At 50.5% G+C, this 25,325-nt stretch carries 22 protein-coding genes; 6 read left to right on the top strand and 16 right to left on the bottom strand.

The genetic code is table 11. The annotated features are described in order from the left end of the window. Positions 1 to 24 precede the first annotated feature (24 nt). Positions 25 to 1,833: a hypothetical protein gene (locus EYB31_RS02100; protein ID WP_131011592.1), complete on the top strand. Its 1,809-nt coding sequence runs from the start codon at positions 25 to 27 to the stop codon at positions 1,831 to 1,833. A gap of 125 nt (positions 1,834 to 1,958) precedes the next feature. Here the strand turns inward: EYB31_RS02100 and ilvA are convergent, their stop codons facing one another. The 11 genes from ilvA to EYB31_RS02155 form a co-directional block, all read right to left on the bottom strand. Then, entirely contained in the window at positions 1,959 to 3,212 is a 1,254-nt protein-coding gene (ilvA, locus tag EYB31_RS02105; protein WP_131011593.1) for a threonine ammonia-lyase IlvA, read from the bottom strand. 229 nt (positions 3,213 to 3,441) lie between these two features. After that, positions 3,442 to 4,188 (bottom strand): HpcH/HpaI aldolase family protein, encoded by a 747-nt coding sequence (locus tag EYB31_RS02110; protein ID WP_165452156.1) that lies wholly within the window; start codon positions 4,186 to 4,188, stop codon positions 3,442 to 3,444. 178 nt (positions 4,189 to 4,366) lie between these two features. Next, positions 4,367 to 5,629, bottom strand: coding sequence for a CapA family protein (locus EYB31_RS02115; RefSeq protein WP_131011595.1), 1,263 nt, complete (start codon positions 5,627 to 5,629; stop codon positions 4,367 to 4,369). 4 nt (positions 5,630 to 5,633) lie between these two features. Further along, entirely contained in the window at positions 5,634 to 6,692 is a 1,059-nt protein-coding gene (locus EYB31_RS02120; protein WP_131011596.1) for an alpha/beta hydrolase family protein, read from the bottom strand. Between the two features lie 79 nt (positions 6,693 to 6,771). Continuing rightward, positions 6,772 to 7,623 (bottom strand): carbohydrate ABC transporter permease, encoded by an 852-nt coding sequence (locus EYB31_RS02125; RefSeq protein ID WP_420819409.1) that lies wholly within the window; start codon positions 7,621 to 7,623, stop codon positions 6,772 to 6,774. Positions 7,624 to 7,625: 2 nt separating this feature from the next. After that, the gene (locus EYB31_RS02130) at positions 7,626 to 8,534 is read right to left on the bottom strand and encodes a carbohydrate ABC transporter permease (RefSeq protein ID WP_131011597.1); all 909 of its coding nucleotides are present in this window, start codon (positions 8,532 to 8,534) and stop codon (positions 7,626 to 7,628) included. 54 nt (positions 8,535 to 8,588) lie between these two features. After that, positions 8,589 to 9,974 carry an ABC transporter substrate-binding protein gene (locus EYB31_RS02135; protein WP_165452157.1) on the bottom strand — a complete coding sequence of 462 codons (1,386 nt, stop codon included), beginning with the start codon at positions 9,972 to 9,974 and terminating at the stop codon, positions 8,589 to 8,591. 105 nt (positions 9,975 to 10,079) lie between these two features. Then, positions 10,080 to 11,249 (bottom strand): response regulator transcription factor, encoded by a 1,170-nt coding sequence (locus tag EYB31_RS02140; RefSeq protein ID WP_131011599.1) that lies wholly within the window; start codon positions 11,247 to 11,249, stop codon positions 10,080 to 10,082. Then, positions 11,227 to 12,975, bottom strand: a complete 1,749-nt coding sequence (locus tag EYB31_RS02145) for a sensor histidine kinase (protein WP_131011600.1) — start codon at positions 12,973 to 12,975, stop codon at positions 11,227 to 11,229. Before EYB31_RS02145 ends, EYB31_RS02140 begins: the two co-directional genes overlap by 23 nt. A gap of 215 nt (positions 12,976 to 13,190) precedes the next feature. Further along, positions 13,191 to 14,153 carry a mannonate dehydratase gene (locus tag EYB31_RS02150; RefSeq protein WP_240762011.1) on the bottom strand — a complete coding sequence of 321 codons (963 nt, stop codon included), beginning with the start codon at positions 14,151 to 14,153 and terminating at the stop codon, positions 13,191 to 13,193. 128 nt (positions 14,154 to 14,281) lie between these two features. After that, positions 14,282 to 15,565: an S-layer homology domain-containing protein gene (locus tag EYB31_RS02155; RefSeq protein ID WP_131011602.1), complete on the bottom strand. Its 1,284-nt coding sequence runs from the start codon at positions 15,563 to 15,565 to the stop codon at positions 14,282 to 14,284. Positions 15,566 to 15,749: 184 nt separating this feature from the next. On the opposite strand from EYB31_RS02155, the gene EYB31_RS02160 reads away from it, so the two are divergent. Next, a complete protein-coding gene (locus EYB31_RS02160) occupies positions 15,750 to 17,417 on the top strand; it encodes an FAD-dependent oxidoreductase (RefSeq protein WP_131011603.1) in 1,668 nt (555 codons plus the stop codon). A 262-nt stretch (positions 17,418 to 17,679) separates the two neighbouring features. On the opposite strand, the gene EYB31_RS02165 is transcribed toward EYB31_RS02160, so the two are convergent. The 5 genes from EYB31_RS02165 to EYB31_RS02185 form a co-directional block, all read right to left on the bottom strand. Beyond that, entirely contained in the window at positions 17,680 to 18,075 is a 396-nt protein-coding gene (locus EYB31_RS02165; RefSeq protein ID WP_131011604.1) for a Uma2 family endonuclease, read from the bottom strand. A 61-nt stretch (positions 18,076 to 18,136) separates the two neighbouring features. Continuing rightward, positions 18,137 to 18,688 carry a hypothetical protein gene (locus EYB31_RS02170; protein ID WP_131011605.1) on the bottom strand — a complete coding sequence of 184 codons (552 nt, stop codon included), beginning with the start codon at positions 18,686 to 18,688 and terminating at the stop codon, positions 18,137 to 18,139. Positions 18,689 to 18,721: 33 nt separating this feature from the next. After that, entirely contained in the window at positions 18,722 to 20,158 is a 1,437-nt protein-coding gene (locus EYB31_RS02175; protein WP_131011606.1) for a DEAD/DEAH box helicase, read from the bottom strand. 115 nt (positions 20,159 to 20,273) lie between these two features. After that, complete coding sequence (locus EYB31_RS02180) at positions 20,274 to 21,011, bottom strand: YqjF family protein (protein ID WP_420819414.1); 738 nt, start codon at positions 21,009 to 21,011, stop codon at positions 20,274 to 20,276. 8 nt (positions 21,012 to 21,019) lie between these two features. Further along, positions 21,020 to 22,039 carry an alpha/beta hydrolase family protein gene (locus tag EYB31_RS02185; protein ID WP_206105421.1) on the bottom strand — a complete coding sequence of 340 codons (1,020 nt, stop codon included), beginning with the start codon at positions 22,037 to 22,039 and terminating at the stop codon, positions 21,020 to 21,022. A 105-nt stretch (positions 22,040 to 22,144) separates the two neighbouring features. On the opposite strand from EYB31_RS02185, the gene EYB31_RS02190 reads away from it, so the two are divergent. The 4 genes from EYB31_RS02190 (at position 22,145) to EYB31_RS02205 (ending at position 25,184) form a co-directional block, all read left to right on the top strand. Continuing rightward, positions 22,145 to 22,420, top strand: coding sequence for a DUF2573 family protein (locus tag EYB31_RS02190; RefSeq protein WP_131011608.1), 276 nt, complete (start codon positions 22,145 to 22,147; stop codon positions 22,418 to 22,420). Between the two features lie 83 nt (positions 22,421 to 22,503). Continuing rightward, a complete protein-coding gene (locus EYB31_RS02195; protein WP_131011609.1) occupies positions 22,504 to 22,866 on the top strand; it encodes a hypothetical protein in 363 nt (120 codons plus the stop codon). Positions 22,867 to 22,967: 101 nt separating this feature from the next. After that, on the top strand, positions 22,968 to 23,207 hold the full coding sequence (locus EYB31_RS02200) for a YkuS family protein (RefSeq protein ID WP_131011610.1): 240 nt from the start codon (positions 22,968 to 22,970) through the stop codon (positions 23,205 to 23,207). Between the two features lie 573 nt (positions 23,208 to 23,780). Next, entirely contained in the window at positions 23,781 to 25,184 is a 1,404-nt protein-coding gene (locus EYB31_RS02205) for a SulP family inorganic anion transporter (protein ID WP_206105422.1), read from the top strand. The last annotated feature ends 141 nt before the right edge of the window (positions 25,185 to 25,325 follow it).

Below are 25,325 nucleotides of genomic sequence, written 5' to 3' on the forward strand. Positions count from 1 at the left end.
AGCCGAAGAGGAGCCGGATATGTCATGATCAATGTACTCGAATATATTCGGAGCCGGCGTAAGCCTGCCGGCTTCACCCCCACCGGGGAAACGAAGCTGCTGTATTTGGACATGATGGAAAAAGCGTTCGGAGCTTACGATCCGGTGCAGCTTGAAGCAAGATTGCCTTGCACGGAGCACGGCAGGCTTGATGACTTGCAAGCCTATTCGCGGATCACAAGCATTCTTGGCGTCTTGATCGCAAACGGCCGGTACAAGGAACTTCAGCCGTTATGGGAGCGTATGATGGACGCCTGCTGCCGGCAATTTCCGCAAACTTCGGGCGATCAGATGGTCGACTTTTCCGTGAAGGAGGTTATGCTTGCCTATGAGGCGATGAAGGAGCATGTACCGGAGGAGCGCAGCCGCAGCTGGTTGGACGAGCTGAAGAAGATCGATCCCGAGCGGAATTATTATTACGTCATTCGCGCGCCGGAGGACGAGCGCCGGATGCACAATATCAATATATACAACATGGCCGGGGAATGGCTGCGGGAGCGGGCCGGACTTACCGAAACAACCGGTTATTTCTCCCGCCACTGGCCGGTTCAGCTTCGTCTTTTTGACGCAAACGGCATGTACATGGACCCGAATTGTCCAATATTGTACGACTTGGCCACCCGCTGCCAGATCCAGCTGCTGCTTGGATTCGGCTATCGCGGCGAGTTTTATCCCGCGTTGGACAGGCTACTGCAGCAAGGCGGGTTATGCACGCTGCTGCTGCAATCGGCGGCATTCGAGCTGCCGTACGGCGGACGCAGCAATCAGTATTTGTTTAACGAGGCGCTGATCGCCGCCAACTGTGAATATGAAGCGGTGCGGTATGCACGGCTCGGCGATCATGCCACGGCCGGAGCTTTCAAGCGCAGCGCCCGGCTGGCAGCTCGCTCGGTTCGCCGCTGGCTGGAGCTGGATCCGCCCCGGCATATTAAGAACGGCTTTCCCCCCGGCTCCAAATTCGGGACGGAATTCTACGGTTATTACGATAAATATATGGCTACCCTCGGTTCCTTCATCTATATCGCATTTCTTTTCGCCGATGACACCATCGAGGAACAGCCGTGTCCAGCGGAAACAGGCGGTTATGTATGGGAAACGTCGCCGGCGTTTCATAAAATCGTAGCCAATGCCGGCGGATATTCCGTGCAGCTCGATACCAAGGCGGATCCGCATTACGACGCAACCGGATTCGGACGCATCCATAAAGCCGGCGTTCCTACAGAATTGGCATTATCGGGACCGTGTCCGGGCGATCCGCAGTATGTTCTGCCGGATGGCGTACCTGCGCAAAGCCTTGCCATCGGTCCCGGCTGGATTGCGCAACAGGGGCAAGTGACGTATTTAGCCGAGTTGTCGGAGGAATTGGAACATAAGCTCAGCAGCATTTCACAGGAAGAAGACCGTGTGGAGTTTAAGGTCCGCTATACGGGAGAAGCATTACACCAAGGAGCGCTTATCGAACATTATGTGCTCGATAAGAACGGCGTCCGATATATGGCCGAACGTGAAGAGGCAGGTCCGTTGTTCATGAGGGTGCCTTTATTTTCCTCAAACGGTACGCACACCTCTCTGGTGGATATAACCGATATTCGGGATCATGCCGATTCGAGCTGTGAATTTTCACATCAAGCAACCGTCAAAATACCCAGGTGGGTATACAAAGTGGAGTTCGACGGTGAACCTTTGTTGGACAGTACAGCAAGGGGCAATCGCAACGGATTGTACACCGTTCTTGAACTGCAAGGCCGCAGTTCGCTTCGGATCCAATTGAGCCTAGGCGAGGACACTGAGTAACCGAAGCGTAAAGCGCTGCGAGACGGCATGTGCCAAGAAAAAAACTGCACCTCCAATTGCTGGATTATATCCACAATGGAGGTGCAGTTTCATGCTGCCGCCTGCGCGATTCAGCCTTCTTTAGCTTAGATCAACAGATTAAACAAATGCGGGTCCTTGTTAATTTCCACATAACGGATGCCTTTGTGGATCATCCGCTCGATCAACGGGCCGTAATCTTCCTTGTTTTTCAGCTCAACGCCGACAAGCGCGGGTCCGTTCTCCTTGCTTGTTTTCTTCGTATATTCAAAGCGGGTAATATCGTCGTTTGGCCCCAGCACCTCGTCCAAAAATTCGCGAAGCGCGCCCGCACGCTGCGGAAACTCTACCGTAAAGTAATGTTTGAGCCCTTCGTAAATGAGCGAGCGCTCCTTGATTTCCTGCATCCGATCGATATCGTTGTTGCCGCCGCTGATAATGCAGACGACGTTTTTGCCGGCAATTTGCTCCCTGTAGAAGTCCAGCGCCGCAATCGGCAGCGCGCCGGAAGGCTCGGCCACAATGGCGTTTTCGTTATACAGCTCAAGGATCGTCGTGCATATCTTGCCTTCCGGAACAAGCAGGATATCGTCGACAACCTCGCGGCAAATCTCAAAAGTCAGCTCCCCGGCGCGTTTGACGGCCGTTCCGTCGGCAAACTTGTCGATTTCGTCGAGCGTAACGACCTGCTCCAGCTCAAACGCCTTTGTCATCGAAGGCGCGCCCGTTGACTCTACGCCGATGATTTGCGTCGCCGGACTGATACTTTTCACATAAGTGCCGACGCCTGCGGCCAGACCGCCTCCGCCGATGCCCATAAATACGAAATCGGCTTGCTCCGGCAGCGCATTGAGCAGCTCCATGCCCACTGTTCCTTGCCCGGCGATGATTTTCGGATCGTCAAACGGATGAATGAACTGCATGCCTTGCTGTTCGCTGATTCTGATCGCTTCCTTCAGCGAATCGTCAAACGTATCGCCGCTTAAAATAACCTCAACAAACGAGCCGCCAAACAACTTCACCTGAGAAATTTTTTGTCTTGGCGTGGTCGTCGGCATAAAGATTTTCCCTTGAATGCCCAATGTTTTGCAGGAATAAGCGACGCCTTGGGCGTGATTGCCTGCACTTGCGCAGACGACGCCCCGCTCTAGCAATTCTTCCGGAAGACTACGGATCAGATTGTACGCACCGCGGATTTTAAAGGAGCGGACGACCTGAAGGTCTTCCCGTTTCAAATAAACGTTGCAGCCGTAACGATCGGATAATATAAAGTTTTTTTGCAGCGGAGTATAGTTCACGACATCTTTCAGCAGGTGACTGGCCAAAACGATATCGTCTAATTTGACTTTTGCCGGGCTCATAAGTGACCTCCATCATGTCCGAAAATGTGTATAATAGATCTATTATACACAGCCGCCCGCGAACATCAACCTTTTTTTGCTGCATAAGCGGGATACGGCTTGCACGGCGGTCCATACGAGGAGCGAAGCAGATAACTGCTACTAGCCGCGCAATTTCCCCACACGAGGTACGGGAGTGGCTCCAACCTCTACGCTCGCTTTCGATCTTCGGCAATCCCAGCCTTTATTGCTACTGTTTCGTAACCGAAGTTAGCGACGAATACAGCAGTGAAGTAAAATTCGTGCCGATATAATTCGCGCCCCATGCGCGGTAACGGTCCAATCCGGCGCGGTCGGCGGCAAGAATGCCGACGGGAACGCCATGCCGGCGCCCCGCTTCCAGCACCTTGTTTTTCATCGCTTCAAGCTCCGGGTGATCGGGATTGTCCGCATGCCCCGCGCTTACCGACAAGTCGGTCGGGCCGATAAAAGCGAGGTCAATGCCGCTCTCCATAATCTCATCGACATGCTCCACCGCTTGCGGCGTTTCGATATGCACACAAACCAGCACATCGTCATTGCTCTGGTTCAAATACGAAGGTCCTTTATTCATGCCGTACGAGGCGGCGCGAACCGAATAAGCCACCCCTCGCGTACCCAGCGGCGGGAATTTGGCCGCCTGTACGACTGCTCTTGCTTCCGCGCCGGTATTGATCTGCGGCACGTGAATGCCTCTGGCTCCCCGGTCCAGCGCTTTCAAAATCTCGCTGGGCAGCGCGTTGACGATACGAACGATCGGAGTCGTTCCGGCCACCTCACAGGCTCGGATCATATTCTCGACCTCGCCCCAGCTGAACGAGCCGTGCTCGTTATCGATCACCGCAAAATCGAACCCCGCGTGTCCGATCATCTCCGCCAGCGACGGAGAATATATTCCGATAAAACAACCTAACGCTGTTTTACCTTCCTTCATTATTTCTTTTATGTTGTTGGACATGTTTTTTTCCTCCTTTCTCCAAAAATCATACCATATTTCTCCTAGGTTTAGCTTCCTGATTTGTACGCTGGGCAAAAATGACACTCCGCCTCCTGGAAGCATCCACTATCACATGCGGACAGCGAATTGACTAAACGTTATGAAATCGGCGATGAATTTGTAAGACTGCTTATTCACTTTATCCGTTAATCTTCTCCGTCATCCAGCGCTCCACCAATTCCTTAGCCCATTCGGGAGAAGCTCCGGCTTCACCTGATGCAGCACGCTTCAGCCCGTTCAGAAACAGCTCGTTGTGCGCGGAGGTGAAGAACATATTGTACAGCCGGGCTGCTCCTGCAGGTGTATCTTGTGCTATCATGTCCAGATCACTCTGCAGCCTCGCGACCATTCCTTGTACACCAACGCGGTCAACAAACGCATCCCACGCCATCTTCACTGCTTTCGGTTCCGTCAGCAGCCGGGAAATATGCTGTAGTTGGCTGAGCAAATATTCCTTATCTTTACCTGCAAGCAAAGAAAGACCTTCCCTGCCGATTGTGTAAGGCGACAACTCCAGCTTAACCAACCTGTCACCGGCAAAATCAAGATGGACGAGATAGCCGACATGCCTATAGTAAAGATCATTTTCTTGCCAGAAAACGAAATTACCCTGACTGTAAACAATCGGAACTCCATGATGGAATTCCATACCTTGCGGTACATGAGGATGGTGCGCGATGACCGCCGATGCTCCTGCCTCGGCAGCCTTGCGCAAGCCTTCAACCACATACACCGGAGGCATAGGCGTGTACTCCCTCCCACCATGATAGACGGCAAGCACGATCTCCGCCTGCTGCTTCGCTTCGTGAATGCGAAGTGCTGCTGTATGCGGATCAAAGCCATGCGCTCCCGGCGAGCCGTTAACGGAACGGCATGCTTCCCCTTCGGCAAAGTTGACGACAGCCAGCTTCACGGCTCCCGCCTGCAGCAGCAGCGGTTTAGCCGCCTCTTCACCGTTCATTCCCGCTCCGACCGTATGTAGGCCTGCTTTATGCAGCACATCAATCGTATGCCGGAGTCCCTCCGGGCCGTAATCGCACGTGTGATTATTAGCCAGACAAGCAACATGAAAGGGTGCTTCCACCAAACCCTGAACGGCTCGCTCATCCCCTCTCAGGCAAGGCCCGTCCTTCAAGATCGGCTGCCCGTGATCGCCAAGAACCGCTTCCACATTTACGATATTCAAATCGCTTTCTCTGAACAATGGAAGCAAATCCCCAAAAATATCCAACGGCCGTTCGACCATTATCGCTTCGTGCCCGCGGAGCGGTGCCCAATCCGATGCCACGGTAATCCGGTAATGATGTTTTCCGCCAGCGGAGCCGGCTTCTGCGGCTTCGTCAGCTTCCGTCCGTAAATGACCGCCTTCCGTCCATACCGCCTCATTCCAGCTTCCTTTCATACAGCTATCTCTCCTTTAAACTTGTCATATGCTTACGGATAAACGGCCATACCGGCGCTTTATAGTAGCGGTGACCGCCGTTACCTTCATAAAATTCACAATGTTGAGGATGACCCATATGGGTATATACGGATTGTATATGCCTGAACGATTCTCTGGCTCCGGCAATAGGAAAGATTGGATCATCGGTGCCGTTGACAGCCAGAAAAGGCCGCGGAGCAATCAATCCGGCGACGTCATACATTTCACCTAGTTCCAGCATTCCCGGTATGTAATTGCACATGCAGTGGTATCTCGATAAGATGGATTCCTCAAACGTATTTAAATAAGAGCCCGGTACACAAATGGAGATACGTTCATCCATCGCCGCAGCAAACAACGATACGGTTCCGCCTCCGGAGTTGCCTGTAATTGCAATTCGGGACGAATCTATTTCCTCCCGGGTAGCCGCATAATCAATCAACCGACCGATATCGTGCACACGCTCTCCAATGATCGTCCGACCAAACATGTAGGCAAGCTTCTGAAGCTCCGTGCAGGAATTGTTTTCACCCTTATCATATTCCTCAACCCGGGACATCTCCCAAAACCCGCGCACATCCATAGCGATCACCGCATAACCTTCACGAACGCCTTGCACGGCAATGTCGCGTTCTCCCGACAGGCTTTCCTCCTCCTCTTGCTCATCCTCAAAGTTACCGGCATAAACCTCCTTACCGCGGCGGCCGTGACCGTGCGGAGTCAGTACCAGAGGAAATGGAGCTTCCCCTTCCTTCGGCAGCAATAAATAGAAAGCAATTTCGATCCCCGGCTCGGTTGTGACATACAGCTTTTCGCGGGTATAGTCAGGAAACTCGCATACACCTTCCGACCGGGCGGACAAAGAAAGCCCGTCCGTTAAGGCGGTTATCCGCTCTACACCTGTCAATTCACGCAACCGCTTTCGGAAGCCGGTCTGCCACTCCTGCCAATTTCCTTCATGCAGTTGTTTGTCTGCCGCAAATGCCCGGTCCGCCCTATCAAGCATGTTATTCAAATATTGCTTCGTATTAAATTGAATCATCTTCCATCCTCCGCACTTAAACTAAATTTGTCACCTTAATCACATTATATTACCTTAATTTTACAGATTCGCATCTTTCTTACCCCTTCAAGCCCGTCGTGCTAATCCCTTCCACAATATATTTCTGAAATGCAAGGAATACTGCAAATACCGGGACCAATGACAAAATGGACATCGCGAACATGGCGCCCCAGTCCGTTTTTTGCTGCGGGTCGGCAAAAAACTTCAAAGCCAGCGATACCGGATAAAGACGCGGCCGATTTAAATAAATTAACGGGCCAAAGAAATCGTCCCATACCCAGTAAAACTTAAATATCGTTGCCGAAATGACAGCAGGCGTAACAAGAGGGACAATGATACGGTAAAAAATCGCATATCTCCCGCAGCCGTCGATTTTGGCGGATTCATCAAGCTCATTCGGGAGCCCCCGCACAAATTGCATGATCATAAATATTAAAAACGGCAGACCAAATAAGGAAGGGACAATGAGCGGAAGAAAGGTATTTACCCAGCCGATTTTTTGAAAAAAGATGTACTGCGGTATAATCAGCACTTGACCAGGCAGCATCATGGTGATGAGCATGCACACAAATAGAAATCTGGAGCCTGCAAACCGGATGCGGCCGAATCCGTAAGCTACCAGGGTGGAGGAAATGACGCAGCCGACCGTTGCGCAAACCGTAATAATCAACGAATTCAGGAAATAGGTTGAAAACTTGATGCCGCCGAAGCCTTGCCAGCCGGTTACATAATTTTCAAATTTAATAAAACTCGGGGTCAGCTGGTGCGCATGAGTAAATATTTCCGAGTTATCCTTCAACGAGCTGGATAAAAGCCACAGCAGCGGATAGAGCATTAAAAATGCAGTAATCCAAACAAACAGATGATAAACGACAGCCCGAATAGCAGCCGGACGGTTCAGCATTCCCATCGCTATTCTCCTTTCGATTCGTAATGCACCCAGCCTGCAGATGATTTAAATACGATCGCTGTGAAGAAAGCGATAATGAGCAGCAGTACCCAGGCCATAGCCGAACCAAAACCCATATCAAAGCTGGTAAATGATTTTTCGTATAAATAGAGCGCATAGAATAAGGTGGAGTCCATCGGCCCTCCGCCGGTCACAATCAGTCCTTCGGTAAACACCTTAAAGCCGCTAATGATCTGCATAATCAAATTGAAAAAGATAACAGGAGTAAGCAGCGGCAGCGTTATACGAAATAAACGCTGGAACCAGTTGGACCCGTCAATAATAGCGGCCTCATATAAGCCCGTTGGTATTTGTTTCAGTCCGGCAAGAAAAATCAACATCGATGAACCGAATTGCCAGACGCCAAGCAAGACCAGCGTCCATAAAGATGTTGACGGGTTCATCACCCACGATTGCTTCTCCCCGACCGCTCCAAACACGGCCAAAAACGAATTAAGCGCTCCCTCCAGGCCAAACAATTGCCGCCACATGATTGCTACTGCTACACTTCCGCCCATAATGGTCGGAAGATAATACAGCGACCGGTACAATCCCATCATTTTGAATTTGGCATTTAACAGTAATGCGATACTTAATGCAAAAGCTAGCTTCAGCGGTATTGCCGTAAATACATATATAAACGTGACCTTAATCGATTTCCAGAACCTGTCGTCATGAAGCATAGCTTTGTAGTTATCGATACCGATCCATACAGGCGGTGATAATACATCATATTTGGTGAACGATAGATACAATGAGGCGCAGAGCGGCAGCATTGTAAATCCTGCAAACCCGATCAGCCACGGCAAAACAAATAGATAGCCGGCTGTATGATCAGATCTCAGAACGTTCCCGATACGTTCTATTTTCATAAACTCCACTCACCTTTTCGTACCATTTCAAGACTACCGCACCCGTCTGCCCGTTTATTTTTTGTTTTTGGCTAAAATTTCATTGGCTTGCTTTCTGAATTTGGCAGCTGCATCCTTGGTTGACGATTTCTCAAAATAGATTTCGCCCGTTGCAATTTCAAGCAGCTTGGAAACCTCTCCGCTGTTGCCGGGTGCAGGGGGATCGATAGCTGCCGCGTATTTTTCAACGGTTTTTAAGTAGGCAGCCGTTTTCTTCTGTACCTCGTCAAAGCCCGGCGACATAGCATCCAGCACCTTCGGAATATAAGGAAACCCCAGTGTCGCATTTAACGCTTTATTCGCTTCGATATCATTCATCCAGAAGTCGATAAATTGGGCTGCTGCATCCACCTGCTTAGAGGATTTGGAAATAGACATAAACTGCGACGGTTTTAAATACATCCCTTTACCGTTGCCTGACCCGGGAACTAAAGCCATTTGCAGTTTTTTCTTGGACAAGGTTTCCCGTACTAATAAGTTGTTGCTCCATGATTGGTTATCCATCACCGTCTTTCCTTTGGCGAAAGGGGTGTCTTCCGCCGCTTTGGCCTCCAGCTCTTCAGCGATTGGTGAAAGCGCTTTAGCTTTTTGCAGCCTTAACACCATATCGTAGAAATCGGTGAACAGCTTATCGTCGTCATAACCAAGCGCAGTACCGTCTTTGTTAAAGAAGGAAGCACCGTTTTGACGCAAATAGATTTGGAACACATTACTGCCTAGATGCATATCACCGTAAATATTCAGCTTGTCTTTTAATTGCAGCACCGTTTGCTCATACTGCTGCCAGGTCCAATTATCCGTCGGCAGCGGCACGCCGGCCTTGGCGAATGCTTCCGGATCATATAAAGAGACAAATGCGTTATTTCCGATGTTGATACCGTACAGCTTGCCGTTCACCATTCCGCCCTCAAGATGCTTCTTGTCAACACCCTCCAGATTAATCTTGCCTTGCTTCACAAGATCGTCCAAACCAAACATCAGATCCTTATTAACATACTGAGCCAAATACGCGTAATCTTGTCTGACCACATCCGGCATACTGTTGCCTGCCGCTTGAACGCTTAGTTTCTCAAAATAGTTGGCAAACGGCGAGTACTCCGATTCGATTTTGATGTTCGGGTACTTTTTCTCAAATAATGCAATCACTTTATTGGTCACATCTACCGTTGCTTGGGCGCCTGCGAAATACCCCACGCGTAATGTGATCTTCTCTTCGTTTTTCTTCTCTTCCGGTTTGGCCGGTTGCCCCCCTGTTCCTCCCGCCCCGCCTGAACTCGCTGTATTGCCCGTACTTCCTGTACTTCCCGCACTGCCAGTGCCGCCGCCTGTTCCTCCGCATGCCGCCAGCAACAATGCGGATACAGCCAGCAATGCCATACCATGGACCCATCGCTTTTTCATTGTTGTTACACATCCTTTGCATTAAATTAGAAATTAAGTTCAACTTCATTCTAAAGCGTACCCCTTATAAAAATAATAAACATATCCGGTTTACTCTTGTCATATTCAGTGAATCCGGTTGAGTCCGGAAAGTTTGTATTCCTTTGGTGTAAGGCCGGTAAATTGTTTAAACACTTTACTGAAATATTGGGCATTTTCTCCAAAACCCGTTTTCGCCGCAACTTCATAGATAGCCGCTTCCCGGTCGCAGTTGATCCATTCCTTTGCTTTATCCACACGTATTTTCATTAAGTAATTGGAGAAATTTTCATTTGTTTCCTTCTTGAACAGCTTACCCAAATAATCCGCGTTCATAAAAAACACTTCCGTTGCCAGCCAGTGCAGATTAAGCCGCTCCTCATGCAGATGCAGCCGGACATATTGGATCATCCGGTTCACAAGCGTGCCGTATTGCGGGAAATCGATAACGATACGGAGCGCTTGATTATACATAGAAGGGATCCCTTCCACCGGGCCCTCTTCACTGATGACACAAATAAGCCCGTTTTTATAATATTTGATATACGTTTCCCGAATTAAAATGACAGTCGAACGGATTGCTATCAGGTCATCGTCCCGGATAAGCACAAGAAATGTATCACCAACCAAGGCGGTGGATAAAATCCCCTCTTTGCCGAGCAAATCTTCAGTAATATTAGTTAATGCGAAAATATCGGTATAGCTGAATTTTTGTTCAAACTGAAAAATAACCAGCCTGACGTTTCGCCCGCCAAGGTTTAACATTCGCTTGAACTGGTCCCAATCTTGCTGCGTATAGAAGCGGCTGAGCACACCGTCGCGCAGAAACTGCTCCTTCACCTTGGGAATCGCTTGCATATAAAACTTCTCTTTGCTGTGCCGCTCGTCCAATTCAGCCATAACCTTAAGCAATACACCGGTTATCTCCTCTTTATTGCACGGCTTTAACAAGTAATGGCGGACTCCGTACTCCATAGCCTTGTGGGCGAACTCAAATTCGCCATATCCCGACAATACAATAAACCTGAGTTCTGAGTGCCTCGTTTGCACGTCTTGAATGAGCTCCAACCCGTTGCGGCCCGGCATCTTAATATCGGTAATCACGATATCCGGCGATAATTCGGCAATCTGCTGCAGCGCGTCTTCCGCATTGGCAGCGGCACCCGTAAATTCAAGCCCAAGAGATGACCAATCTATCGAACGGGCAATACCGTCGCGAATAATCCGTTCGTCGTCAACCAGCAGCACTTTGTACATGTGTTACCCTCCCGTTCCGCATATAAGGTATTCGGATCTGCACGGTCGTCCCTTCGTTTGCAGTGCTGTCAATCACGATACCGTATTCATCTCCATATATAAATCGTATCCGCTCATGAATACTTCTAAGGCCAATCCCGTTTGATTGGGTTTGGCCTTCTTGATGATCCCGCGGGTTATGCAGATACAGCGGATCCATGCCCGGGCCGTTATCATTCACGAATATAACCAATTCTTTGGCCGATTCCTCCGCGCCAACACGGATGCGGCAAATGCCCGGCATATTCTCCAACCCGTATTGTATGGAATTTTCTACAATGGGCTGCAGAATCAGGTTGGGAATCTGTATATCCGCCAAATTCTCCGGGATTTCCATCCTGTAATCCAGCCGATCTTCGTAACGGATCGTTTGAATTTGAATGTACTTGTCCAAATTTGCTATTTCCTCGCCGATGGTCACATACTCCTTGTTGTTTACGGTGCTGCGAAGCAGGTCTCCTAATGCTTTCACCATAATTGAAATTTCCGTTTGCCCGTTCATCGTTGCCAGCCAATTTACAGATTCCAGTGTATTGTACAAAAAATGCGGGTTGATTTTTGCCTTAAGCGCCTGATATTCGGCTTCCTTCAGCATCATCTGTTTGATATAGTTTTCCTTAATTAAAGCGTCAAGACGACTGATCATAATATCAAAATCGCGGTTTAACCGTCCTACCTCGTCACGGCTGACTGAGACACCGGATTGATCCAGCTCGAATCGGCCTTTACCGACCTGAGCAATTTTTACGGTTAAATTTTCAATCGGCTTCGTAATGCTGCGGGCAAAGCGAAAACCGATGTAGATCATAACCAGCAAAATGACAATATAAAAAAATAGTAACGACACTTTCATAATGGAAATATTGTGAAATATAGAAGCATAAGGAATCATATTTATAAACAGCCAACCGGTATAGGAAGAGGTTAAATATGCAGCCAAATACTCATTACTGCCATCCGCAATAATCCGGTAACCATTCTCCTCGTCTACCGGAAGATCAGGGCCGACCTGAAACAGACTATCATTCGGATAAATAACCGTTTGATCCGCTACAATCGTTAGATGAGTTTCACTGTTAGAGATTTCCGCCGTAGTTGAACGGACAAGCTTATCGGCATCCACACGAATGATCAAGTAGCCCAAAGTTTCCATACTCACATTAGCCGATTCTTTCAATTCGCGCATGAGAAAGAACGTCTGGCTGTCCTTATCCGGCTTCCCCCAGAAGCTGGCGCCTTTCTTATTTACTGCCATTTCCTTGATTTGCCGTATTTTATTTTTGTCCAATACACCTGCGTCCTGACCGATACTGTATTGGTTATCGTAAAAGTCAATAATATCAACAGCGCCTACATAAGGTTGCAGCGGCGTACGGATGAGAAACTTTTCCTGAAGCTCCCGGGAGGCTCGGCTCGATTCATAGGAATCCGGATATTGCTTCATCATCTTTAGCGATTGCTGCAGTCCGGGGTTGGCCAATATCGAATAAGACAGCTCGTCCGCCTTACGCAGCTTCTCATCAATCGCCCGGGATTGCAGCTTTAATTTATCCGAAGTTTCAATATAAATTTGATTGTCGTAGATTTTAAACGATATATGAAGTGCCAGCCAACCTAATAATCCAATGACAACCGCTTCTGTAAACAAGATAAGAAACAACCGCTGCTTGATCTTCAGATTTCTCATTTAATTTTCTCCTCCCTGAGATGTATCTCCATTATAAGAATTCGTTTCAGTTAGATTAATGAACATATCCGTTCTGTTTTTACACAATTCAGTGATTAGAAGCCGATACCGTATCAAACATTAAAACAATCAGCCAAAAATAAAACGGACAGAGCCGGCAGAATCAAATCTGCTTGTCTATCCGTTACTTGGGAACCGTAATAAATGAACACCCGCTAACCTGAAAATTCAACCAGCGCAGCAAGCAGCGCTTTAATGTATCCGACGGAATAACACCAGGCCAGCGTATGCTCGGCCGAATCTCCCGCCAAATGCGGCATATGATCGGCATTCAGACAGCCGTCGTAGCCTACCTTCCTCAGTTCCAGCAGCAGCTTGAACATGTTCATATCTCCGTCGTCGAGCAGCGCTTCTTCAAACCCGGAAGCGGTTGCAAGACTACCCCTCACATTACGCAGATGGACGGAGAAGATACGTCCTTTTCGGCCAAAATGATTGATTTCGTCCAATACAAGAGCAGAACCGCCTGCTTCGCCCCGTGTGCCTGTACAATAAATAAATCCGACTCGTTTGCTTGGGAATGCGTCAATGATGCGGTGAAAACCGAGACTGCCAAACGGCATGCCGGGAAGCGGCGTATCCGAAGGGTGCATCGCCAGCTTGATGTTGTATTTGTCGGCCAGCGGAACAAGTCTGCCGTAAATGTCGCAGAACCGCCCCCACCACATCTCCTGCTGTTCGCGCGAAGGCAGTCCGTTCATCACCCCGGCCCAGTTTTCCCCGCGGTTGGTCATGCCGCCGCGGTGAACCGCAGTGTACATGATCTGGCTGTCAAAACGGTTATCCCCGGCGATGCGCTGCCGTACAATCGGTATGCCGGCTTCGGCAAATACCGTCAAAGCGGTTGCAGCGTGGTCGAGCTCTTTTTCGCTTCCTTCGGACGCCGTGATAAACTTTTCGCTAATATTGGGCAATGTCACACGGTTGATATCCATCCCCCACGACTGAATACGCCGCTTCAAGGCAAGCAGCCCGTCCAAATCGGGATATCCTTGCTCCGCAACGCCGGCAAACGCATTGCCGTTCCCAAAATCCACGCAGTCCACTCCAATCTGGCTGAGCAGTCTGAGATGGCTGTCTGTCACATCTGTCCTGTTTAAGGTTACCGATACTTTCATCACTGAGGCATACCTCCCTTTTACTTACATGTATTCGCCCCCAAGCGGCAAATCCCTCTTAAACGCAAAAATCCGGCACCCCCTGCAATGCAGGAAACACCGGATAGGATCATCGCAGATTACATATATTACTGCGCTGTAATTGCGGTAACTTGTTGATTCGTAATTTGCAGCTGAACGGAACGGCCGGCCGTCAGCAGCGAGGCATCATTAATCGCTACGCCCGCAGCGACGTTGTATACGGCCGTTTGTACTGCGCCGTTGATTGTTTGGTTAACGGAAACAGTTGCGATCTGTCCGCTGGCATTCAGCGTATAGCTGTTCAGTGTGCCGATAACCGTATAATTGACGACTTGTACATCGTCGACCGCCTTTGTCACTTCCACAAAAACAACCTTGCCGTTGTACAGGTTGGCACGGATTTCATCTCCCGCCTTAATTTCCGCGGCGGAGACCTTTGTCCCTTTCCGGTAAACAAATGCGTCCGCATCCACAGTCAGCTGCTGCGCGGTGCCATTTTGATTAATGGAAATCACGTTATTATTGTTGGAACCAACGGTGCCCGTCAGCGTATAACTTGTAGTGCTGCCGTTACCCGGGAGCTGGCTTCCGGTGCGGTCGAGCAATGCGGCTAGTTCGGCGCGTGTTACCGGTTGGCTTGGACGGAATGTGTTGTCTTCGTAGCCATCGACGAGTTTTTTGTCGATCGCTTCAGCCACATAACCTACCGAACCTGCGGGAATTTTGTTCGCATCTTTAAAAGTCAGCTTTGTGCCCATTTTGGCTTTCGCTTCATCCTGAAGTTTCAGCGCCTTCACCAGCAGCGTAGTTGCCCACAAGCGGTCCGCTTCCTTCTCCGGCTGTACGGAATCCTCGGTTTCGGTGAACAAATCGTTTTCCAGCGCAACGGCTACATAACCGACGGCCCATGGATATTTGGACTTCACTTTATCCGCATCTTTAAAATTCAGCTGCGAGTTCATCTCTGCCTGGGACTCCGCCTGATCACGCAAGCCCATCAAACGGACGGCCGCAGTAATCGCCTCGATGCGGGTGATCGTTTGGCGCGGCTTGAAGGAGCCGTCTTCATAACCTTCGAATACCCGCTTGGAAGCAAGACTGGCGATATAACGGATCGCCCATTCGACGTCTTTACCTTTGAGATCGTCAAACGTCAATTTGATTTCCAAGCTGGCCTTGCCGTTATTTGAATTGTTGTTGGTATTGTAGTAGTTATTGTTATTGAAATTCGTGTAGTTATTGCCTTTGATATTGTACTCTTTTTCGTTTTTCCCTTTACCTTTGTCGTCGTGATCTTTATCTTTTGCGAATGCCGCCGATGTTCCGCCGAATGCCATCGTTAATGCCAAACTGCTCACAATCGCTTTTTTCGTCCAAGTGTACTTTTTCATAGGGTATCTCTCCTCAATAGTCATGTTTCATTGTTAAAAGAACCCTCGCGAGGTTTTGCTCTGATACATAGTTTCGCCACCCCTGGAGTCTTTAAGGGGGTTCCTGAAAATTAGCTTAAAAGATTTAAAGATGTTAAACTTGCACTATAGTTTCATACACAGATTATGATAAAGGGAGAGTCTGATGGTACGATCTCGCCGTTATTCCGGAAAAAAGCGCATGATGGCCTTATCCGTGCTCGTTTTGGCAGCGATTGGAGCCGTTGCCGTATTTGCCTTTAATCCGTTTGCCGCAAAAAACAGCCAAGCTCCCGCAAGCAGCTCGCAAGAGCCGCAAGCGGCTAATACGAAGCCAGCCGCCGCAGCCGGTTCAAGCGCCGGGACAAGCAATCCCGCTCCTGCCACCCCCAAGCCGGAGCCGGAGCCGCCTACGGAAACTGTTGATGTCGCTGTGATCGGCAGCGAATTGGAAGGACTGTATCTGGCTAGGGCCGCGGCGGACGAAGGGCTGCGTGTCAAGGTGCTCGATCCGCGGGAAGCCTTTGGCGGACAAGTGCTGCAGGGGGAAATGCTGTTTTTGGATGAAGTTCGCGATGAAAAAGGCAATTCGTTATCTCAAGGACGGGTCAAAGAGCTGTTTGACGGCTTCCGCAACGGAAAAATCCGCAAGCAGCCCGAATTTGCCGCTTATTTTGACAAGCTGAAAAAAGATATCCCCGTCGAATCCGGGATCCGGCTCGATAATGTAAAACAAATCCCCGGCAGCTTTGGCCCACACGCCGTCGAATCGGTTGATTACCAAACTAAAGACGGTGTCAAAAAGCGGCTTGCCGCCTCTTATTGGCTGGACAACACGGATTTTGCGGCCCTGCTCGGCAAACTTCAGACAACCCGGCTGCCCGGCCTGGAAGCTTTTTACGGCCAGCAAAACATCGAATATATGAGTTCCGGGTACATGATGAAATTTAAAAATGTCGACTGGGAAAAATTCAGAAGCACTTTTAACAACATGAAACCCGAGGAACGCAGCGCCAAATACGAGTGGGGCGTTGTCGACAACAGCTTTGCGGTTGGCTTAAGCGGGGTTACGAAAAAATATAAACCTTCAAACGATCGCATCTTTTTGCGGGGATTAAACGCGGTAAACCAGCGGAACGGTGAAGTGCTCATCAATGCGCTGCTTGTTTACACCGTCGACCCTTCCGACGATAAATCGGTTGCCGACGCGCTGGAACTTGGCAAGAAGGAAATGCCTGCCGTGCTGCAGCATTTCCGCAACAATCTGCCCGGCTGGGAGCATGCGGAACTGAACGGTTTTCCGAACTACCTGTACATCCGCGAGTACAATCACTATGAAACGGACTATGTGCTTAAAGTGTCGGATATGCTCGGAGCCCGCATGTTTTGGGACGATGTCAGCATCGCCGGTTATCCGCTTGATCTTCAAGGCACCAGCGCCAACAAGTGGGGGATCGAGATGGGCCGCCCCGACAAATACGGTATGCCGCTGCGCAGCTTCATGCTGAAAAACTACGACAACGTGCTTGTCGCCGGCAAAAACGTCGGCGCCTCCGCCATCGCTTACGGCAGCGCGCGCATCCAGCCCAACACGAGCTTGGCTGCCGAAACGATCGGCATTATGCTCGGGCAGCTGCACGGCAAAAAGAAGCTGCGCGAAATCAAGGAAGCCGATATGCCGGCGCTGCACAGCTACCTGGAGAGCAAATACAAAATTAAGCTGACCGGAGCTACCGGCCACAGCAAGCTGACAGGCTGGACCGCCGATGAACTCGCCAAACTCGACAGCGGCGAGATCACGTATCCGTCGTACAGTAAGACGCGTAAGAAGTAAGGCGGCTGACAAAGTACTCGGCAGATGCACTGGTGGGATGCTTGACAAGGCTTGGCGAGGTCTTGAGTGGTGCGCACAAAAACGGCCCGGCAAAGTCCGTGCCACATCCTCATGTGGGAATCCGCATTGACGTAAAATGCACAAAAAAGGTACAGCCTCTCATTTTCTTGAGCGGTTGTACCTTTTTGGCATCAAAATCACTTTTCAGCCCTTGCAATGCGAACGGGCTCGATCACGGACGGCAACTGTATTTTGCCGTCATCTACTCTGTGAACACTTCTTTCAAATCGATCGCCAGATCGCCGAATATGCCCACCTGAATAAGCTCATCCTGCGCATACGCATCGCTCAGCTCATATTTGCCGCTTGGCTGCAGCCGGTATACGACAACGGACTTCTCTGCAGGGTAGACGATCCAGTATTCACGGATGCCGAACCGCTCGTACAGCGCTTGTTTGGTTTTGACATCGGTTTTCAGACTGGCGGGAGAGACGATTTCGACGACCAGATCCGGACTGCCTTTGCAGCCTTTGTCGTCGAGTTTGGTTTTGTCGCAAATCACGGTGATGTCCGGCTGGACAACCGTTTTGATCTCATCGTCGGACGTTTCGTCTCCTCTCGGCAGCCGCACGTCGAATGGAGCGGAGTATACTTCCATTTCACCCCAATATCGATTTATAATTATGATACCCCTTGCGCGGAGGCTGCCAAGCAGCCTTCTACCGCCGCACAAACCGCAGCGATACGGTAAGAGTAGAACCGTCAAACGAAACGGAGCGAACGCCAAGCGGCTTCGGGACCATCTCGGAAAGATTGACTTCAATGGGCTCCAGCTGAAACCAATCGTTTGGGATCGACGCTTGTTTAATGGTCGTCCGGGTATGGGTGGCCGTTAAGACCGGCTCGTCCCATGTAAGTGTAAAATATAATTTCCCTCCCACCTGCCATAAATTTTGATACATGCCGGTAATGTCCACGATCATCTCGCTGCCCTGCAAATAGGTGCGCGCCCCGGTAATCCGCAAACCGCCCGGCACATCCTGCCGCTGCGCAATCGCCTTCTTCACGAACTGATCTAAATCTTCCTCATTCAGTTCGATTCTCAGCTTGCGGGAGGAAATCATCTGTTTTACCTTGTCCGGCCATTCCACCCCGGAGTAGCTTAAGTCCAGATGTGTTTCCGGCTGCACGTACCACACCAACCCTGCAATCACAAAAGCAATGCAAAAAACAAGCGCCAAAACGCCCTTCAACAACCTGAACACACTCACTCCCCGCTCCCCTTGTTCTCCCGCCCAAAAAACTTACTTTTGCTTGTCCGGCTTATCCTTTAACCACCGCGGCGCGCCTTTGTTTTTACGCTCACGCTCTTTTTGCAGCCGCTCCTGTTTTTTCGACAACGGCGCAGGTTTGGCCGGTACCGCCGCAGCGCCGCCTTGACGGCCTCCGGACTTGCGGGACGGAGCCGCTTCGGCCGGTGCCTGCTGGGAGGCGGTTCGGCCGGTTGTCTGACGGGAATCGGCCCGTCCGTCCTTTGTTTTTTCGGCAGCAGCCGATACTTTTGCGGTCACGCCCGCGCGCTTTTTGGCGGCGCTGCTGCGCAAGCTTTCCGGTTCAACCAGCTTGCCGGCAAACATCGCTTTTCGTTCGATCGTAATGCCAAGCGTTTTTTCAAATTTATTGATAATAAACTCCTGCTTTGGCGTCACAATCGAAATAGCCGTACCTTTGCGGCCCATTCGCCCCGTCCGTCCGACCCGGTGCACGTAATGGTCCGCGTCAACGGGAGGATCCAAGTTGATAACGTGAGTCACCCCGGGAATATCCAGCCCGCGGGCGGCCACATCCGTCGCCAGCAGCAGTTGAAACTTCCCCTCGCGGAATGTGTTCATCGTTTTGGCTCGTTCCATCTTGCCCGCATTGGCATACAGCGCTTCGACCGATAATCCGATATAACGAAGTTTCTCCGCCGCTTCTCCGATATCGTCCGTTTCGTTAATAAACACAATGGCCGCAGGCGGATTGTACATCCTCACAAGACGGCGCAGCGTGTCCAGCTTATCCCGCTCTTCACACGTAAAATACAAATGCTCAAGCGTCTCCGAAGTTCGCTGCTGCGGATTGACCTGCACCCGCTGCGGATCCTTCATCCATTTATCCGCCATAGCGTTAACCGATTCCGGCATCGTGGCCGAAAAAAATACGATTTGCCGGTCCCGCTGGGCGCTTTTTAACACCGCTTCAACTTCGTTTATAGCGCCAAGATCGAATACCTGGTCCACTTCGTCCACAGCGATCGCACGCACAAAGTGCATCGTCAGCTTACGCACCTTGATAAGCTCAAGCACGCGGCCCGGTGTACCAACCACGATTTGCGGACGCAACTTCAGCTTGTCAATTTGGCGCTGCACGGATGCGCCGCCAATCAGCGCTTGTGCGGTAATGCCGCTGTCCTTGGTCAGCTTATCGAGCTCCAGCATGATCTGCATGCCAAGCTCCCTGGTCGGAACCAGCACGACGGCCTGCAGCTGTTTATCTTGAGGATTGATCCGGTGCAGCAGTGGCAGCAAATAAGCGAGCGTTTTTCCCGTGCCTGTCTGGGATTGAGCGATCACATCCCTGCCCTCAATGACGACAGGAATCGAATCGCGCTGGATCGGCGTCGGTTCGACGATCCCCATCGCATGCAGTTTTTTTATATAAAAAGGCTGAATGTGCAATTGTTCAAAGCTGTTGTTCATGAATAACCTCTTTCCCCATATAGCGTATTACCTGCATCATATCAAGCGCGGGGGCTTGCCGCAAGTAGCCTTATTTTCACCGTGATTTTTAGGATGTCTGCGAAGAATGTATGGATTACGTCCGCTCCAGCCCCCATATCAGAACGTCCAGTTTTCGCGCAAAATGCAACAAAGGCGGTGTATCGGGCAAAACAATGCCGTGAGAAGCCGCCATCGAGTTGATTGTGATCGACGCCTCCGCCGTTTGCAGCGGCCATTTGACATGGTGAATGTCGCAGCGGTAGACATCCCCCGCCTTGTCCGTACTGTAGAGACAATAACGTTCCGTCAGCCAATGCTCGTGCGAACCGGGAAGACTGTTCCGAACCTCCGAGACGGGACGGTAACTGGCGGCGAATAATGCCTCCTTCCCCCGCGGATCGCAGCGTCTGCTGTTGTAAACAATGCCGCCGTCAGGGTCATGCTCCACCTCAATATGTGCGTATAAATACGACAAATGAAACAAACGCCGGGCCATTTCAACGGCAAGCCGGTGCCGCGCGTCAAGGCTGAAAAAATAAACGCCGGGTTTTCCTTGATATGTCACATAAGTGCGTACATTTAATTCCGGAAAAGCCGAGGTAAACGGAATAGGAGGCAGCCCCCTCAGCCGGATATTTTTCATATGAAACGGAACGATTCCCAGCCAGCCGGTGCCATCCCATGTATCCAGCGTGAACTTTGCAGGAATGAGCGCACGCAGCGTGTCGCAAGGAATCGGCCAATGGACAAAAAGCAGATCAAGCCAGCTTTGATGCATGACATATGCCCGCGAAGGCAGAGGCCACGGCCGGTGGGCGGTATGCAGCAGCAGCGGGTGTGTCATCGGACGCTCCCCGCTTCCTGCGAAGCAGCGGATTTCAAGGCGACGGCTTCCACATTCGCCGTTTTTGGCACATTTGGCACATTCGCCGCATTTGGCGCACTTGCAGTATTTGGCACGCTTGCCGCATTTGACACACTTACCGCAATTGCTGTATTTGGCACGCTTGCCGCATTTGACGCACTTGCAGCACTTACCGCATCTGCAGCTTTTGATCCGCCGGCATCCTGCAGCTTGCCGGTGATCCAAGCAAATACCGCATCCAGCGCCCGTTCGTCCTCTTCTTTCGGAAACCGGTGAGGCAGGCCGCCATACAATTCCATCGCATATTCTTTCCCCGCTTTCTCCAGCGCATCCGCCAGCTTGCGGGCATGACCGGCGTTCACCTGCGCGTCGCTTGTCCCATGTACGATCAGAATGGGCACGTTGATTTCATCGGCCCAATAGACGGGCGACCGGCGCACGTATTGCTCCGTCTGCTTGCGGGGATGGCCGACCACCCGCTTCAGCATCCGGCGCATATCGACCCGTTCTTCATACGTATCAAACAGGTCGCTAACCCCGCCCCAAACAACGACCGGTCCGGCCTGATCGCATTCGCGTGCGGCGGCAAGCGCCATCAGCGCTCCGCGCGAAAAACCGATCAGCGGCACAGGGCCCGGCTTCACCTCCGGCAGCGATTGCACGGCGGTAATGGCGTGGCAGACGTCGGAGCGGTCGTCCCCGGCGAAATCCTCGCGTCCTTCCCCGCCTTCATTCCCCCGGTAAAACGGGGCAAAAACGACGAACCCCCGCCGCGCCATCGACATAATCCGCCGTTTCCGCACCATGCCGACCTTGCGTATGCCACCGCGGCAGTAGATGAGCGCCGGATACGGGGCCCCGGCTTTGGGGACAACCAAATACCCTTTAACCTTTAGCCCGTCGCTGATATAAGTAAGCATATACAGCAGCAAATCCGCGGAAGGATTTTTGAGCGGCGTTTTTTCCAAAATGGTGCCGTTTCGTTCTGTTGTCATCGTCCGTCGCCTCCTGCTAACCGCTTTGACACCCCGCCATCCGCGCGTTAGACTGGGGAGTAAGCAGCTTATTCCATTTATTATGATCCGAAAGGTAGTGCGGCTATGAATCCACAATTAGAGCAGCCTTTTGAGGCGCTTGTCGAAAAATTTGCAGAACTGCTAACAGGGGATGCCTCCCCCGAAATGGTCGAGAAAATTAAAATATGGGCGATATACAACCATATCCACAAAACAATGCCGGCCTTGGCCAGCCATTGGAATCAGAACCACCCGCAAGGCAAAGCGGAAATCCGCCAGCTCTTCGAAGAAGTGCGGGATTTGAACATCAAGCTGAAGGCGCGCAGCAAACAGGAGGATCCGCAGCAGCCGCAAACGTGACGCCCTGCCGACAAACCTTTACAATTTCGCCCAATTTATGTACGATCGAAGTAAAGCAAGCGGGGAATGTGTAAAGTGGGAGGGTGAAAGCGTTGCCCGGTAAAATAAACGGCAGCCCGAATGGCAGCCAAGAGGATTTTTCATACGAATCGATTTTCATTGTGGAAATGCTTGTCGCCAGCGTGGCCATGGGTTTTATAGCCAGCTCATTTTGGTATGTCATCATAACTTTTGTAGTATTCGCGATTTCCTGGGCCATCCCGTTTTTTAAACACGTTCTGATGATAGGCATTTCTGCGGCATACGCAATGCTGAATTATTACATGTTGAAGATGTTTGAAATGCCTATTCCCGACGGAGCACTTGTAGTGTATATGGCCGCTGTATTTATCGCATCAATAGCTCTCCACATCAACATTATAAAGAAGCTTGAAGAAGCAACTTGAAATCGGGCTGAAAGATTTCAGGATGAACTGGAATATTTCTACAACCTCTTACTCAAAATAAACCGGTATGTAAAATGGTTATTTGGAAAAGAGGTGACACGATGAAAGTTGCTGTAGAAAACAGCTTAAGCCATCTGAAACAGGCACTGCAAAACAGCGGCTGCGAGATCGTTTCCTTCGATAGCGCGGCAAGCGCGGACTGCTGCGTCGTATCGGGGCAAAATAGCAACATCATGGGCATCGCCGACACTTCAACGAAAGCGTCCATTATCAATGCGGACGGCTTGACCGACGATGAAGTTGTTGCTCAAGTGAAGCAAAGAGCAAATCAAGTCCATTAGTCCTTACCCTCATGAGTAAGCCGGGAGTATGGCTGCAAAGCCGCTGACGTTTGCTAACAGCGCTTATGCAGACCATACTCCGAACTATCCAGCCGTGTTATCGTACTTCCGCCCGCCCTTTGTCGGCCGCTTTCCCTTATTGTCCTCCCAATAACCGCCGTAAGCACCATACATGAAATCCGTTTGCCGCGAGATGACCTTTCAATAAGTATACCAGTCCACCGAAAGCCGCGTAAACCATAGTTCCCTCATTGTACTGTCCCCGTTACCACGTATCTGCCGATTAGCAAAAAAACGATCGTCCACACTTTTCCCCGCAAAGAAAACCAATGAAACCTCTGTACAACAAATAAAGATAGAGATCTCGGAGCAATGTGTGTATAATAAAAACCGTTGACTATCGGACCCGGCTTTTCTGAAAGTGAAAAGTTATTTATTCGTGCAATACCCAACTGCAATGCGAGCGGACCCCAGTTTTTCGGAATAAACAATTTTTCAAAAGCGAAAAGGAGTGGAGTTTTTTTGCTGTACCCAAAATTGAAAAATGCGTGGTTTTCTAACGTTCGTCGGGATATGTTATCCGGGCTTACGGTCGCTTTTGCGTTGATTCCGGAAGCGATCGCCTTCTCCATTCTGGCCGGAGTGGACCCGATGGTTGGCTTGTACGCTTCGTTTTGCATCGCTGTCACCATCTCCATTGTCGGTGGCCGCCCGGGCATGATTTCCGCAGCTACCGGAGCAATGGCTTCGCTGATGGGACCGATTATCGCCAAATACGGGATCGAATATTTATTTGCGGCAACGATTTTAACCGGAATCATTCAATATGTCATGGGCATGCTCAAATTCGGCAAATTCATTACGTTTATCCCGCATTCGGTCGTGACCGGTTTCGTGAATGCGCTCGCCATCATCATTTTTATGGCCCAGCTCCCCAATTTTCAAGGAGCGAACTGGCAGATGTATGCCATGGTTGCAGGTACACTTGCCGTCATATATTTGTTCCCGCTGCTAACTAAGGCGGTGCCGTCCGCGCTGGTAGCGATCATTGTGATGACGATCATCTCCGTAACCTTGCATCTGGACCTGCGTACAGTCGGCGATATGGGGAAAATTACGCAAGAGCTGCCGTTTTTCCACATACCGGATATCCAGCTATCGCTCCAAGCGGTTTGGAGCATATTGCCGTTTTCGCTGGCGCTGGCTGTCGTTGGCATTACGGAATCGCTGATGACCGCAACGATCGTCGATGAGATGACGGAGACAAAAAGCGATAAAAACAAAGAAGTCAAAGGCCAAGGCATCGCCAACATCGTAACCGGATTTTTTGGCGGCATGGCGGGCTGCGCGATGATCGGCCAAACGGTGATCAATGTCAAATCGGGGGGCAGGACGCGGCTATCGACGTTTGTGGCCGGCGTATTTCTGTTATTTCTCATCTTGGTGCTGGGCAATGTCGTCAAGCAAATACCGATGGCCGCACTCACCGGCGTGATGTTTATGGTTTCCCTTGGCACGTTTGATTGGAATTCGCTGAAAACTTTAGCCAAAATCCCTCGCGGCGATGCGCTGGTTATGGTTGTTACCGTAGCGATCGTAGTGGCGACGTCCGACCTGGCGATCGGAGTCGTATCCGGCGTAGTCTTAAGCGCGCTGATCTTCGGCTGGAAGTCCGCGAAAATTAAAGCACATGCCACTGCCTCCTCAAACGGGGCGAAGGTGTACCACATTTCCGGCCAGCTCTTTTTTGGCACAATGACGCATTTTATCGATCTTTTCGATTATAGAAACGATCCGCAGAAGGTCGTCATCAACTTCACCGCTTCCCACGTCTGGGACCATTCGGCGATCACCGCCATCTCCAAGACAAAGCTGAAATATGAGCAGCTCGGTAAAAACGTCAGCATCACTGGCTTAAACGAAGAAAGCCGAAAACTCGTCGAACAGGTCGGCCTTGCCGTATCTTCGGGACATTAACAACCGGGTGCAGCCGTCTTTTGAGTTTGTGTAACAGGAGAAGTGGGAGTATTACGAAAAAACCGTCAGGGATCCCTGACGGTTTTGATTATGTTTGATGTTTACACGCCATCCGTTTCGCAAGCCTGCACATTGACACGA

The organism is Paenibacillus thalictri, from assembly GCF_004307995.1.
GTDB classification, from domain to species: Bacteria; Bacillota; Bacilli; order Paenibacillales; family NBRC-103111; genus Paenibacillus_AF; species Paenibacillus_AF thalictri.